The sequence below is a fragment of the Rhodococcus sp. NPDC056960 genome (genome assembly GCF_042674125.1).
Taxonomy (GTDB): domain Bacteria; phylum Actinomycetota; class Actinomycetes; order Mycobacteriales; family Mycobacteriaceae; genus Rhodococcus_F.
On sequence record NZ_JBHURF010000041.1, the window covers coordinates 1 to 12871 of the forward strand.

At 67.8% G+C, this 12871-nt stretch carries 16 protein-coding genes; 7 read left to right on the plus strand and 9 right to left on the minus strand.

The annotated features are described in order from the left end of the window. Positions 1 to 211: 211 nt before the first annotated feature. Together ACFTWF_RS40575 and ACFTWF_RS40580 are read right to left on the minus strand one after the other, a co-directional pair. Positions 212 to 688 (minus strand): carboxymuconolactone decarboxylase family protein, encoded by a 477-nt coding sequence (locus ACFTWF_RS40575; RefSeq protein ID WP_378466725.1) that lies wholly within the window; start codon positions 686 to 688, stop codon positions 212 to 214. A 34-nt stretch (positions 689 to 722) separates the two neighbouring features. Beyond that, positions 723 to 1184: a MarR family winged helix-turn-helix transcriptional regulator gene (locus ACFTWF_RS40580; protein WP_378466726.1), complete on the minus strand. Its 462-nt coding sequence runs from the start codon at positions 1182 to 1184 to the stop codon at positions 723 to 725. Positions 1185 to 1285: 101 nt separating this feature from the next. Between ACFTWF_RS40580 and ACFTWF_RS40585 the strand changes: the two genes are divergently transcribed. From ACFTWF_RS40585 to ACFTWF_RS40605, 5 genes are all read left to right on the plus strand, one after another. Further along, positions 1286 to 1795: a VOC family protein gene (locus ACFTWF_RS40585; RefSeq protein ID WP_378466727.1), complete on the plus strand. Its 510-nt coding sequence runs from the start codon at positions 1286 to 1288 to the stop codon at positions 1793 to 1795. 22 nt (positions 1796 to 1817) lie between these two features. Further along, on the plus strand, positions 1818 to 2606 hold the full coding sequence (locus ACFTWF_RS40590; protein WP_378466728.1) for a pirin family protein: 789 nt from the start codon (positions 1818 to 1820) through the stop codon (positions 2604 to 2606). Between the two features lie 153 nt (positions 2607 to 2759). Next, positions 2760 to 3347 (plus strand): hypothetical protein, encoded by a 588-nt coding sequence (locus tag ACFTWF_RS40595; protein ID WP_378466729.1) that lies wholly within the window; start codon positions 2760 to 2762, stop codon positions 3345 to 3347. A gap of 77 nt (positions 3348 to 3424) precedes the next feature. Continuing rightward, the gene (locus ACFTWF_RS40600; RefSeq protein ID WP_378466730.1) at positions 3425 to 3643 is read left to right on the plus strand and encodes a hypothetical protein; all 219 of its coding nucleotides are present in this window, start codon (positions 3425 to 3427) and stop codon (positions 3641 to 3643) included. Between the two features lie 98 nt (positions 3644 to 3741). Beyond that, positions 3742 to 4680, plus strand: a complete 939-nt coding sequence (locus tag ACFTWF_RS40605; RefSeq protein WP_378466731.1) for a dioxygenase — start codon at positions 3742 to 3744, stop codon at positions 4678 to 4680. Between the two features lie 6 nt (positions 4681 to 4686). On the opposite strand, the gene ACFTWF_RS40610 is transcribed toward ACFTWF_RS40605, so the two are convergent. The 5 genes from ACFTWF_RS40610 to ACFTWF_RS40630 all read right to left on the minus strand — a co-directional run bounded on the left by ACFTWF_RS40610 (position 4687) and on the right by ACFTWF_RS40630 (position 9886). Continuing rightward, the gene (locus ACFTWF_RS40610; RefSeq protein WP_378466732.1) at positions 4687 to 5292 is read right to left on the minus strand and encodes a hypothetical protein; all 606 of its coding nucleotides are present in this window, start codon (positions 5290 to 5292) and stop codon (positions 4687 to 4689) included. A gap of 101 nt (positions 5293 to 5393) precedes the next feature. Continuing rightward, complete coding sequence (locus ACFTWF_RS40615; RefSeq protein WP_378466733.1) at positions 5394 to 6296, minus strand: LysR family transcriptional regulator; 903 nt, start codon at positions 6294 to 6296, stop codon at positions 5394 to 5396. Positions 6297 to 6358: 62 nt separating this feature from the next. Beyond that, positions 6359 to 7414, minus strand: a complete 1056-nt coding sequence (locus tag ACFTWF_RS40620; protein WP_378466734.1) for a diguanylate cyclase domain-containing protein — start codon at positions 7412 to 7414, stop codon at positions 6359 to 6361. A 69-nt stretch (positions 7415 to 7483) separates the two neighbouring features. Continuing rightward, a complete protein-coding gene (locus ACFTWF_RS40625) occupies positions 7484 to 8377 on the minus strand; it encodes a carbon-nitrogen hydrolase family protein (RefSeq protein ID WP_378466735.1) in 894 nt (297 codons plus the stop codon). A 3-nt stretch (positions 8378 to 8380) separates the two neighbouring features. Beyond that, positions 8381 to 9886: an APC family permease gene (locus ACFTWF_RS40630; RefSeq protein WP_378466736.1), complete on the minus strand. Its 1506-nt coding sequence runs from the start codon at positions 9884 to 9886 to the stop codon at positions 8381 to 8383. 128 nt (positions 9887 to 10014) lie between these two features. Between ACFTWF_RS40630 and ACFTWF_RS40635 the strand changes: the two genes are divergently transcribed. Further along, positions 10015 to 10635, plus strand: a complete 621-nt coding sequence (locus ACFTWF_RS40635) for a TetR/AcrR family transcriptional regulator (protein ID WP_378466737.1) — start codon at positions 10015 to 10017, stop codon at positions 10633 to 10635. A gap of 61 nt (positions 10636 to 10696) precedes the next feature. After that, on the plus strand, positions 10697 to 11056 hold the full coding sequence (locus ACFTWF_RS40640) for a hypothetical protein (protein WP_378466738.1): 360 nt from the start codon (positions 10697 to 10699) through the stop codon (positions 11054 to 11056). Here ACFTWF_RS40640 and ACFTWF_RS40645 read toward each other — a convergent pair. Together ACFTWF_RS40645 and ACFTWF_RS40650 are read right to left on the minus strand one after the other, a co-directional pair. Beyond that, positions 11018 to 11401 (minus strand): hypothetical protein, encoded by a 384-nt coding sequence (locus ACFTWF_RS40645; RefSeq protein ID WP_378466739.1) that lies wholly within the window; start codon positions 11399 to 11401, stop codon positions 11018 to 11020. The genes ACFTWF_RS40640 and ACFTWF_RS40645 overlap by 39 nt on opposite strands. A 273-nt stretch (positions 11402 to 11674) precedes the next feature. Then, on the minus strand, positions 11675 to 12748 hold the full coding sequence (locus ACFTWF_RS40650) for an alkene reductase (protein ID WP_378466778.1): 1074 nt from the start codon (positions 12746 to 12748) through the stop codon (positions 11675 to 11677). Positions 12749 to 12871: the final 123 nt, after the last annotated feature.

The following is a 12871-nucleotide window of genomic DNA, read 5'->3' on the forward strand; positions in this document are numbered from 1 at the left end:
CGGAGAAGCCGACGGTGGAGTGGACCGAGTCGATGGCCCAGGTTCCGGCGGTGAGGTTGGGCAGGGTGGTGGTGGCGGTGGTCATGAAAACTCCTTGGGCTGGCGAACGAACACTCGAAACAATGAAATAATTGAATCTGCAACTACTACGTTAAACCGAAGTCGTTGCGAAGTCAACTAAAAACTTGACGAACGGTGGAGAGCTGCGGTGTTACGGCTTCGGCCGCACCGGATGACGGCTGACGATGGAGATCCGATTGAAGGCGTTCATGGTGACGGCGATCCAGCTCACCGTGGCAATGTCCTGCTCGGACAGGAACCGCCGCGCGAAGGCGTAATCGGCCTCCTGGGCGCGCGCGTCCGGGAGCGTGGTGATCGACTCGGCCAGCGTGAGGGCCGCGACCTCCCGGTCGGAGAAGAGGGTCGTCTCCCGCCAGGCGGGCAGAACCGCGAGGCGCTGCTGTGACTCGCCGGCAGCGAGCGCCGCGGCGACGTGGACGTCCAGGCAGTAGGCGCAGCGGTTGATCTGGGACACCCGCACGTTGATCAACTCGACGAACTTCCGGTCCATCCCGGCCTCGGTGGTCGCGTGGCGGATGGCCTTGGCGACGGCGATCTGCGCCTGGTAGACGGCGGGGATCTGCCTGTCGATGTGGACGTAGGTGTTCTCCGCTGACGTGCTGCTCATGACGGGCCTTTCGGTGGGCGTCTCTGGGGGTGGCTCAGGAGTTTTCCAGCAGGTGGGCGCGCATCTCGCTGAAGTCGTGGCCGAGGATGGCGACGTCGCGCGGGCTGAGCAGGTCGAACATGCTCCGGCGCACCTCGGCCACGTGTCCGGGGCTGGCGGCCGCGAGCGTCTCGACGCCGGCGTCGGTCAGTTCGGCGAGTGTTCCGCGCTTGTCGTCCTCGCACTCGACGCGCCGCACGCAGCCGGCATCGACCAGGCGGCTGATGGCCCGGGTCACGCCGCTGCGGGTGGTCGTCACCGCGTCGGCGAGTTCACGCATTCGCAGCCGACGACGGGGCGCCTCCGACAGCACCACCAGGAGTTCGAAGTCCGTGAACGAGATGCCGGCATCGCGGGTGAGCTGTCGATCGAGTGCCTGTAGGAGCAGGCGCGTGGCGTCCAGGTAGGCACGCCAGGTGTTCTGTTCTTCGGCGCTGAGCCATCGGGTCGGTTCCACGGGATCAGCATAGCCCAAGTAGTTGACAGCGCAACGACTTGGTGTAATCTGGAGTTAGTTGAAAGCGCAATTACTGCGCTCCGCGGAGAGGGGCAGGACACATGGGCACCACAGACGAGCAGGAGCGTTCGCAGAGGTTCGCGGAGCAGCGCGACCGGATCCGCGCCGAGCATCTGAAGCCGGTGTCGTCGAGGCCCGCTTCGTCGGCCCGCGGACTCCATCACACGGCGCTCGTCAGCAGTGACGTCGAGCGCACCGTCCGGTTCTACCAGGATTTGCTCGAGTTCCCGCTGACCGAACTGATCGAGAACCGGGACTACCCCGGGTCTTCGCATTTCTTCTTCGACATCGGCAACGGCAACCTGCTGGCATTCTTCGATTTCCCGGGTCTCGACGTCGGCCCGTACCAGGAAGTGCTCGGGGGCCTCCACCACATCGCGATCAGCGTCGAACCCGAGCGGTGGAATCACCTGCGCACGAAGCTGGTCGACGCCGGCGTCGACCTGATCGAACACAGTGAGGTGTCGATGTACTTCCGCGACCCCGACGGCGCCCGCCTCGAACTCATCGCCGACCCACTCGGCGAAATGTACGGCTCACACGTTCTGTGACCTCCCTGGAAAGGCTTCACTCATGACTGCTGCCACCACGGCTCCCCGCGTCGACGTCCGCCGGGCCGACGACCGCTTCAAGACCCGGGCGGGCTGGCTCGATTCCAAGCATTCGTTCTCGTTCAGCAACCACTACGACCCGGCCAACACCCACCACGGGGTGCTCATGGTCAACAACGACGACATCGTCGTCCCGGGGCGGGGATTCGACACCCACCCCCACCAGGACATGGAGATCGTCACCTGGGTGCTCCAGGGTTCGCTGGTGCACCAGGACTCGATGGGTCACTCCGGCGTCATCTACCCGGGACTGGCCCAGCGCATGAGCGCGGGAACCGGAATCCTGCACTCGGAGAAGAACGACTCGTGGCGACTGGACGGTGTCACCGGTGAGCACGCGGACGAGCACAGCGATCCGGTCCACTTCATCCAGATGTGGGTCGTGCCCGACGAAGCCGGCATCACCCCCGGCTACGAGCAATTGGAAATCGACCACGAATTGCTCGCCGGGGGCCTCGTTCCCGTCGCGTCGGGCATCCCCGACCACGCCGACCACTCGGCGATCCGGATCAAGAACAAGTACGCCGCAATGCATGTCGCCCGCCTGCAGCCGGGGCAGGCGCCGATCACCCTGCCCGACGCCCCGTTCCTGCACGTGTTCGTCGCGCGCGGCGAAGCGTCGATGGAAGGGGTCGGCCTCCTCGCCGAGGGTGACGCCGTCCGGCTCAGCGGTGGCGGCGGTCAGCAGCTGACCACCGACACCGGCGCCGAGATCATCGTCTGGGAGATGCACGCGCGAATCGCCGGGTGACGCGAGCCACGGGTCCGGCCCGCCGACCTTCGTTCCCGGGCGTGTCGCACGAGTGTGAGACTCGTCAAGTTTGCCGTTTTGGGTTTCCCTGCGGCCTGATCAGCGGTGACACTGTTGATGCAGACTTTTAACGTGAACGAAATAATGAGGTGAATGGTGTTGGGTCGCTCGAAGGCAACCGTGACGTACTCGGTGTCGGGTCGACCGTCCAACCCGTTCGCGCGACCGGTCGACCGCTTCGCGGCCACGCTGCGAACCGTCGTCGTCACGTGCGCGGGCATCCTGATCGTGCTCGCCGGTGTGGTCGGCACCTGGCAGTGGCAGGAAGCCGGCCAGCGGGTCGCGCAGCAACATGCCACCACGACCGTCGTCGAGGCTGTCACCAGCGCCGATGCCCCGATCACGATGTCGCCCCGCGGGTCCGTCCGGACCACTCCGGTGGTGGAGTCGACGTGGATGTGGCAGTCCGAGGTCCACACCGAGACCATCGAGGTGCCGTCCGGTACGCCGGCGGGGACCGAGAAGCGCATCGTCGTCGATGCGGACGGAAACTGGGCCGGTCCGCGGATCACCACCTCCGACGTCGTGAGCTCCGCTGTCGCGGGAGTGCTCGTCTCGCTCGGCGCGGGTGCGCTGCTGCTCGGTGCGGTGTGGGCGCTGTGCGCTCGCGCGGTCGAACGTCGCCGCCAGCAGTACTGGGACGAGAGCCTCAGCAGGCTGTTCGCGACCTACAGTCGCTGATTCTCACCGCCGCTGCGCGGCGGTTTCGGCGGACTCACTTCGGGTTATCCAGGTAATCCCGACGAAAGGTGGGAGCCATGTCCGACAGGGATGCTTCTATCTTCGAGAGCGAACGGGACCTCGACGAAGAGTCCGTCCGTAAGGCTCGACGGACCGTCGCCCATCACTCGATCGACGCCGACGATTGCCGGATGCTGCTCGCTGCCCTCGGTATCGCCTTCGCGCACGACTCCGGCACCGCGACACTTTCCGACACCGAGACGCGTTCCGGCACAGCTGATGCCGGATCGGTGTGAGAGTTTCTCTCACAGCGACTCCACAGCCACTCTCCAGGGTCCTCGCACCGGCGACCGTTTGTATGGACGCAACACCGGAAGAGCCCTGGAGAGAACTCATGACGAACAGCCCGCGTCACCGTACCGACGACGTACACGAGCACGACCGCGGTCTCAGCCACGACCTGAAGTCGATGCTGTCGCGCCGCCGAGCACTGTTCGTATTCGGCGCGGCGGGTGCCACCGCGCTCGCCGCCTGCTCGACCGCCGGGTCCACGGCGGCCTCGTCGTCGACGACCGAGGCGGCAGCGGCGGCCACCGCGAAGACGGTGAGCGACGGCACGTGCGTGGCCGCGGCGCCGCAGGAAACGGCGGGACCGTATCCCGGCGACGGGTCCAACGGCCCGAACGTTCTGATCGAGTCGGGCATCGTCCGGCAGGACATCCGGAGCAGCTTCGGCGCGTACTCCGGGACGGCGGAGGGCGTCGCGACGACGATCGAACTGACGCTGCAGGACCTGACGAAGGACTGCGCCGCCGGTGAGGGCATGGCCGTCTACGTGTGGCACTGCAACCGGGACGGCGAGTACTCGATGTACGGCCAGGGCGTCACCGAGCAGAACTACCTGCGCGGCGTCCAAGTGGCCGACTCCGCCGGCACGGTGTCGTTCACGTCGATCTTCCCGGCCTGCTATTCGGGGCGGTGGCCGCACATTCACTTCGAGGTGTTCGACTCGCTGGAATCCGCGGTCGCCGGTGAGGACGCCCGCTTGACGTCGCAGATCGCCGTGCCGCAGGACGCGTGCGCCACCGTCTTCGCCTACGACAGTGGCTACGCGAACAGCGTCCGCAACCTGTCGCAGGTGTCCCTGGATTCCGACAACGTGTTCGGTGACGGCTGGGACGCCGAGTTGGCGACCGTGTCGGGTGAACCGGCGAGCGGGATGACGATCTCGATCACCGTCGGCGTCGCCGAGAAGTCGGCGAACACGCAGTCCGCGCCGAGCGGTCCGGGCGGGGGCGGCGGACAGCCGCCGATGGGCGCGCCGGGACGGTAGCCGTCGTCAGCTGACGTGCCACCCGGGTGGCCGGTCGAGTTCGTTCCATTCGCGGGTCAACTGAGCCTGGTGGTGGCGGGCGGCCATCAGATGGACGATCAAGAACAGGAGACTGTAGCCGCCGGCCGCCGTCACCCAGATCCCGCACGCGACGCTCACCGCGGTGGCGGCGTTCTGCGAACCGGTCTCCGGTGCGGCGACGACGCTGCCGCTGGGGTCCAGCCAGACGGTGACGGTCTGACCCGACTTCGTGCCCGCCGCGGTCGGAACGTCGGCGGTGTGCGTGACCCCGTCCACCGACCATTGCACCTTCGCATGATCCTGATACTGGGGTGAGGCGGGCAACGGTTCGCTTGCGTTTCCGTTGTGCGAATCCTCGACGAGCGTCGCGGGCACCGCGTGCCGGCTGGCGAGTTCGGCCTGCGTCTGCTGATCGAGCCGGCTGTACGTCGCGGTTCCGTAGGCGGCGGCGAGCGGCACCATCATGAGGACGAACAACACACCCAGGATGACCATCACGGACTGCAGCCGGTCGCACCCGCGCATGAGCGGGTTCCGGCTCCACGGCCCCAGTCGCCACAGGCGTATCGGTGCTGCACTCGTCTGGCTCATCACGCACCTCCGGTGATTGCCCACCACCATTGTGCAACCGAAACGCCTGCACGTGTAGGGCTTATGGCCCCTTGTTTTCCACGGCGGACGGGAAGGAGGCGTCACGCTCCGATGTCGGCGAACGCCTCGGTCAGTGCGTCGATTCCCGCGCGAACCGTGGGACGGTCGTTGTCGGCGCGGCGGAGGGCGTAGATCTCGCGTTCGAGCGTCGGACGGACCTGGACGATCGCCACGTCGTCCGGTACCCAGACCCGTGCCAGCCGCGGCACGAGGGCGGCGGCGAGACCGTGCGCGACGAACTGGAGCTGGGCCGCGAATTCGGGGACCTCGTATCTGATCTGTGGTTCGATGCCGCGGTTGCGCAGCGTCTGCACCAGCCAGGTGTGGAAGACCGCGCCCGTCTTCCAGGTGGTCCACGGCATGTCCGCGATCTCGTCGAGATCGACGTGTTCGCGGGAGGCCAGCGGATGGTCCCGGGGCAGCGCGACGTCGGCGGCGTCCCGGTGCACCAGGGTGTGAACCGCGTCCTCGGGGAGTTGCAGCGGCATGGTGACCCAGCTGTCGACGATGGCGAGGTCGAGTTCGCGGCGGACGATCGCCGGGATGAGTTCCTCGGTCTCGCCGACGATGAAGCTGACCCGGAGCTGCGGGTGCCGCCTGCGCAGCGTCGCCACGGCGGTGGGCACGACCACCCGGCCCGCGGAGGAGAAGGATCCGACCCTGAGTTCGCCCACCACGTCGCGATCGAGTGAGACGACCTCGGATTCGGCCCGTGCCAGGAGTGATATCACCTCCTGCCCGCGCCGTGCCAGGAGCCGGCCCGCGTCGGTGAGCTGAACGCCGCGGCCCGCGGGCAGCAGGAGCGGGACGCCGACCTCCCGCTCGAATTTGCCGAGTTGCTGCGAGACCCCGGACGGCGTGACGTGCAGCGCCCGGGCGGCCGCTCCGATCGATCCGTGTTCGGCGACCGCGCACAACGCGCGGAGACGATCCAGGCTCAACATGGTAGGGATGCTACGGGTTCGACGTCGCGACTATTGACTGTTCGTGATGAGTGGCGGCTCGGTCAGGCGTTCCACCGCGTCCGCAACCAGGGGTCGTCGGCAGGCGGTTCGGGTGGCCGGTGTCTCTGCTTCGCCGCGTACAGCGCGCGGTCGGCGCGCCGGTACAGCGTGGTGAGCGGGTCGGGATCACCGGTGCACGACGCGGTCCCGAAGCTGAACGGGGTCGGGCTGCGCCGGGCGAGTCGCGCGACCACGGTGGGTAATTCGGCGTGGTGTTCGCCGACCACGCAGGCGACGAACTCGTCGCCGCCGACGCGGGCGAGCAGGCCGCCGCGGGGCATGCTCGCGGAGAGGTAGTGGGCCAGGTCGACCAGCACGGCGTCACCGGCGGCGTGACCGAACTGATCGTTCGTCGACTTGAACTGGTCGACGTCGATGAGCGCCAACGTCACGGAGATCGGCCCCGATCCCGCTCCTTCGAGCGCGTGCCGGAACGCGAGTTCGAAACCGGCGCGATTGAGCAGGGCCGTCAGCGCGTCGGTGCTGGCCGACTCGATCAGGGTCCGGGTCAGGGATCCGAACATCTCGGCGGCGCCGAGCACACACGCCACACCCACGACGAGAACGGCGGCCTTCACCGTCACCGTGTTCACCTCGACCGGCACCAGGGTGAAGGCGGTGGGCGCGACGGCCACGCCGACCACCATCAACGCGGTGAGCGCGCCGACGAGGAGCCTCGCCTGGATTTTCGGGTAGAACACGACGAAGTACATCGCGAGAAACATCGCGGCGATCGCACAGAGCAGTTGGGCGACGGCGAGGACGAGTCCGGACATCACGACGGGCGTTGCGAGCAGGGCGGCCGCGGTGCTGACCTGGTACGCACGGCGACTCGGTCTGCGCCCGGCCCGGTACAGCACGACGAGTGCGAACAGTCCGAGAAGAACCCCCGCGCTGCGGGCGGCGGCGGTCTCCGGCCGGATCGACAGACCGACCATGGGAGGCAAGACGAAGCCTGCGACGTGCACCGCAGACGTGATCCACAGGTAGCGGCGCAGGATGCGCGGCTGATAGTCCTGCAGGACCGTATCGACGGACGAAGACGCGAGGGGCCTCACTCTGGCAATTATCCAGGTCCGGCCACGGAAGGGGTGGGTCTCTCGACAACCACCCCTCCCGGCAAGCCGTCAGTGGGCGGGAGACGCCGGGGTCGCGACTGTGTCGCCGTGCCACGCCGGCGTCCGAATGGCCGCGCCGTACATCGGGAGGTGTATCTGTGCGCCGTGCCGCGCGAGCTGATCCCACGGACGGTTGAGGCCGAACGTGCCGTAGGCGCGGACCCGGGTCACCGCGTCGAGGTCGAGTGTGTCGACGAGGACTTCTTCGCCCGACCCCGCCTGCTGGCGGATGACGCCCTCGGGGTCGACGACGACGCTGGCACCGACACCGGCAGGGTCGGCGCCGTTGACGTTGACGACGTAGACCTGGTTGGTCCAGGCGTTGGCCCGGGAGCAGACGAGTTCCATCTCGCGGTCACGGGTGGTGGTGAGGGTGGGCTGGATGATGACGTCCGCGCCGAGCCACGCCAGTTGACGGGCGGTTTCGGGGAAAGAGCCATCGTAGCAGATGGCGAGACCGATCCGGCCGGTGCCGGGAATGTCGAAGACCACGAACTCGCTGCCGGGGGACGTCTGTTCGTACGGCTGCCACGGGAAGATCTTGCGGTAGCGGGCCACGACCTCGCCGAGCGGCGACACGGCGACGGCGGTGTTGTAGATTTTGTCGTCGTCTCGCTCGTAGAGGCTTCCCGGGACGAGCCACAGCCCGGTCTCCACGGCGAGTGAACAGATCCGGTCGATGTGCGGGCCGGTGAGCGGCCGCGCCACCTCCTCCATCCAGTCGGCGCGGGCCTGCAGGAGCGGCGCCTCGGCGGCGAGCATGAGTTCGGGGACCACGACGAGTTCGACGTGGGGGAACGTGTCGCGTACGGCGCGGACCTGGTCGGCGAACCGCTGCCAGGTGGCCTCTACGTCGAACGGGATCGGGGCGGTCTGGATCGCGGCGATGGTCAGTGTGCGCATGGTTCAGTCCTCTGTGACGGTCAGTTCGGTGACGGCGGTGCGGCCGTCCCGGAAGAAGCGGCGGAAGCGGGTGCGGGCGAGCGCCATCACCACGGCGCCGACGGCGATCGAACCGACACCGAGCAGGAACACTCCGCCGATGCCGTGGAACGAGGTGGCCCCGTAGTCCGGGTCGAGCATGTCGTGGGCGCTGCGTGCGAACGCGGCGAGCATGATCGCCGCGCCCAGTGCGGGCAGGATGCCCCGGAGGAACAGGTCGCGCGGCGAATCGTTCAACCGGTGGCGGAAGTACCACACGCAGGCGAGGCCGGTGACGCCGTAATAGAAGGCGATCAGCAGGCCGATCGACAGGATCGCGTCGCCGAGGAAATTGTCCGACACGAGAGTGAGCCCGGTGAGCAGCACGGCGGCGGCCGCGCCGAAGAACAGGGTGCCGAACGCGGGCGTGCGGTAGGTGGGGTGGATCCGGGTGAAGGCCCGGGGGAGCGCGCCGTGCGCCCCCATGGAGAGGGTAGCCCGCGAGCCACCGATCACGCAGGTGAGCAGCGCGGAAATCGCGGACACGCAGATGGCGAGTTCGACGACCTTCGACAGTCCCGTGCCGAGCACCGGCGGCGCCAGCGTGGCGAGGATGTCGGCGGCGTTGTCGGCGTTGCTCAGGCCGAGCCCGTCGGTGCCGGTGCCGGCGAAGCTGATCGCGGCGAAGCCTGTGAAGAGGTATGTCCCCAGCAGGACGACGGTGGAGATCACCGCGGCCTGGCCGGGGATGCGATCGCTGTCGCGGGTCTCCTCGTTGACGGTGATCAGCGCGTCCCAGCCCCAGTAGATGAACAGGCACAGCAACACGGCCTCGGCGAACGGTCCGAAACCGCCGAACGCCAGCGGGTTGAGCCAGGACAGGCTCGGCGCGGAGGCCCCGCCGCGGGCGAATGCCGCGGCACCGAAACCGAACAGGGCGATCAACTGCAATCCCAGCAGGACGTATTGGACGGACGCGGCGAGTTGCAGACCGCGGTAGGCGATCGTGGTGACCGCGGCGACGAGCAGGACGGCCGTGACGACGACGGCGAAACCGTTGGACGCCAACGAGTCCAGGCCCAGCAGGGCCAGGAGGTAGCCGGCTCCGACGCGGGCGAGTGCCGTCATCGCGATGAGAGTGGCGATCTGCACCACCCACCCGCCGGACAGCCACCCCGTGTGCGGCCCGAACGCGCGCGTGGTCCAGACGAAGGTGGTGCCGCAGTCCGGCATCTCCCGGTTCAGCTCACGAAAGGCGAACGCCGTGAGGAGGATCGGCACGAAACCGAGAAGCAGGGCGGCGGGCGCGAGGTTGCCGACGACCATCGTCACGAAGCCGAGGGTGACCGCGATGCTGTAGGCCGGCGCGACCGAGGACAGGCCGAGCGCGACCGCGGCGAGCAGGCCGACGGAGCCTCCGCGGAGTCCCTTCCCGGTGGGGGTTGGTGGTGGGTCGAGGCTGGTCTCGGCGTCAATGGGATTGGTTGGCACGGTGGCTCCTGAGCTCGCGATGAATTCGTTAAATAGAAATTTAAGAGAAGTGTGATCTACCTGTCAACAGCTGGGCAGGTATTCTCTAAATCTCCATATAAGAATCAGGGCGAACAGGGGCGACGGCAGTGGCACGGAAGAAGGATCAGGGGGCCCGCCGGGCCGAACTCGGCGAGGCCGTCCAGCGTGCGGTACTCGCGCGCGGCCTGGAGGGGGTGCGTCTTCGCGACATCGCGGAGCAGGCCGGCGTCACCCCCGCCGCGGTGCTCTACTACGGCGATCTGGATGCCCTCATCTACGACACGTATCAGCGGGCGATCGAGCGCTTCAGTCAGGAGCGCGAACGCGTCGCCGAGCAATTCCCCGACGCGCGCGACCGCCTCCGGGCCTGCATCGACCACGGCGTTGCCGGCGGACCGGACGACGAACTGGTCCGCCTCCTGTTCGAGTGCTGGCCGAGAACTCTACGCGACGCCAAGGCGGCCGCCCTGGACAGTTCCCTCACCGAGCGCCAAATCGCCGTCTACTCCGGCATTCTCGTTCTCGGACAGGCTCAGGGCCATTTCGTGCTCACCGACCCGCCGCGCCTACTCGCCGCCAACTTCGTGGCCATGGAGGACGGCTACCAGATGGAGGTGCTGGCCGGACGCCGCACGCGCGGCGAGGTGATCGCCAGTATTCATTCCTATGCCCGCGCGGCCACCGGTCACGACCCCGGCGCCGTGCACGCAACCGAAAGTAACAGATAGATTGGACCCACTTCGGAGGCATCGCCGCTGAGCACCGGAAGGGGAGTCCCACATCAAGATCATGCAGCACGTCTCGAATCCGCTGACCTGGCCGGAACGTCTCGTCGTCTACGGTGCCGGCGAACTGCGCGAGTGGGAACGCGTCGTCACGACGGTCGCGCTCCGGATCCAGCAGATCGGCGTTCTGATCGACCGCCTGGGACCGGCGCTCGACGACCTGTCCGAGCTGCTCGACGCGGCCCAGCAGATCGCCGAGACCGCCGAAGGCCTCGCCGCGAGCGCGAAGGGCATCGACCAGAGCGCCGAGATCATCGCCCGTGATGCGGAGAAGATCGCGCACGCACTGCCCGCGGTCGAGCGATTGGGCAGGCTCGCGGACCGCCTACCCGGAGGGGGTCGGCGCTACGCAGCCGGCCGGTGACGAGAGTTCCGTCTCGGGGTCGTCGCCGATTCCGGGGATCGGCAGGGCCGCGAGGGCGCGGTCGAAGGCGTCGGCGAGCCACTCCCCGGTCACCTCGACCAACTGGGTGTCCGCGCCGTCCGCCTGCCTCTGAACGAAACGCACGGTCCACGGGTGCTGAGCGTCGGGATCGGAGCTGAGATCCCCCGGCGCATTGGTGGCCAGCAAATGGATGCTGTGCTCGAAATCGACCCTGACGGCATATCCGATGCCGGTGTTGACGACGCTCGCCGGCCGGCGAGCCGCCAGCGCGAGGGTCATCAGGGCGTCGGCGTAACGGGTGGTGTGCTGCTCGGTGAGTGGCATGAACGGTGCCTTTCGACTGTTGTGACCGTCGCGCCGCCCGCGGTCTTCGTCATGCAGGCACCCCGGAGATCGATGGTCCGGAAGAACACACTTCCGGCAGATCACGAGAAGTTCGAATTGAAGGGGCGTCCTCGCGCACTGTGCGCGAGCGCGACGCCAGAACGGAGCACGGACACGTCGGACGTCCCGTGAACTCGGTAGCTGTGTACTCAACTGCGACTCACCGTACGGGTCGGGACCGACATATGCGACACGGGGTCGCGTCAGGCGTGGTCAGCGCTGCAACACCGGGTAATCGGTGTACCCCTTCGCGCCCTCGGAGTAGAAGGTGAGCGGATCCGGCGTGTTGAGCGGCAGGTCTTCCTGCCAGCGCCGCACCAGGTCGGGGTTCGCGATGGCGGGTCGTCCGACGACGACGGCGTCGGCGTGGCCGTCATCGAGCAGCGTCAGAGCTTCGTCCCGGGTGGTGACGGCCGAGAAACCGCTGTTGACCAGTGTGGGACCGCCGAAGCGCGTCCGCAGGTCCTGCACGAGGGGACCGGCCGGGTCCTTGTGCAGAATGCTCAGATAGGCCGGCTTCAGCGGCGCGATCGCATCGACGAGTGCGCCGTAGGTGGCGCGAACGTCGTCGGGATCCGATTCAAGGGCGTCTTGGATGTTGTGTTCTGGCGAAATGCGGATACCCACCCGGCCTGCGCCGATCGCGTCGGCAACGGCCCGGACCACCTCGATCACGACGCGCGCCCGGTTCGCGGGAGAGCCGCCGTATGCGTCTTCGCGCTGGTTGGACGCCGGCGACAGGAACTCGTGCAGCAGGTAGCCGTTGGCGGCGTGGATCTCGACGCCGTCCAGTCCGGCCTCGACCGCGTTCCTCGACGCCTGGACGAACTCCTCGACGACGGCGGAAATCTCTTCGGTCCGCAGGGCGCGCGGGACCGGGTACGGCTCCTTCCCGTCGTAGGTGCGGGTCTCACCCTCGATGGCGATCGCGCTGGGGGCGACGACCTCGTGGCCGCCGGTGGTTCCCTCGTGGGTGACACGACCGGCATGCATGACCTGCGCGACGATTCGCCCGCCGGCCGCATGGACCGCCTCGGCGACGTTCGCCCACCCGGCGACCTGCTCGGGTGTCACCAGCCCCGGCTGGCCGGGGAAGCCCTGGCCGGCGAGGCTGGGATATGTGCCTTCGCCGACGATCAGGCCGAGGGATGCGCGCTGCCGGTAGTGCTCCACCACCAGCGGTCCGGGCACGCCGTCACGCCCCGATCGAACGCGGGTCAGGGGTGCCATCACGACCCGGTTGGGCAGCTCCAGTTCGCCGACTGTCAAGGGGGAGAAGAGATTCACAGGCATGAGTACTTTCTCTAGGTTGTTGTCGCGGGCCCGCATTCCGGGTCGCCGCGCGCGTTCGGGATCCACTGGGGCAACGGGCATATGGTGGGGCCTATTCCGAATTGAGACGGCCGTCAC

Coding starts and splice junctions, on each gene's coding strand:
- ACFTWF_RS40575 (WP_378466725.1), bottom strand. CDS start 688: ATGAGCAGCACGTCAGCGGAGAACACCTACGTCCACATCGACAGGCAG.
- ACFTWF_RS40585 (WP_378466727.1), top strand. CDS start 1,286: ATGGGCACCACAGACGAGCAGGAGCGTTCGCAGAGGTTCGCGGAGCAG.
- ACFTWF_RS40590 (WP_378466728.1), top strand. CDS start 1,818: ATGACTGCTGCCACCACGGCTCCCCGCGTCGACGTCCGCCGGGCCGAC.
- ACFTWF_RS40595 (WP_378466729.1), top strand. CDS start 2,760: ATGGTGTTGGGTCGCTCGAAGGCAACCGTGACGTACTCGGTGTCGGGT.
- ACFTWF_RS40600 (WP_378466730.1), top strand. CDS start 3,425: ATGTCCGACAGGGATGCTTCTATCTTCGAGAGCGAACGGGACCTCGAC.
- ACFTWF_RS40605 (WP_378466731.1), top strand. CDS start 3,742: ATGACGAACAGCCCGCGTCACCGTACCGACGACGTACACGAGCACGAC.
- ACFTWF_RS40610 (WP_378466732.1), bottom strand. CDS start 5,292: ATGAGCCAGACGAGTGCAGCACCGATACGCCTGTGGCGACTGGGGCCG.
- ACFTWF_RS40615 (WP_378466733.1), bottom strand. CDS start 6,296: ATGTTGAGCCTGGATCGTCTCCGCGCGTTGTGCGCGGTCGCCGAACAC.
- ACFTWF_RS40625 (WP_378466735.1), bottom strand. CDS start 8,377: ATGCGCACACTGACCATCGCCGCGATCCAGACCGCCCCGATCCCGTTC.
- ACFTWF_RS40640 (WP_378466738.1), top strand. CDS start 10,697: ATGCAGCACGTCTCGAATCCGCTGACCTGGCCGGAACGTCTCGTCGTC.
- ACFTWF_RS40645 (WP_378466739.1), bottom strand. CDS start 11,401: ATGCCACTCACCGAGCAGCACACCACCCGTTACGCCGACGCCCTGATG.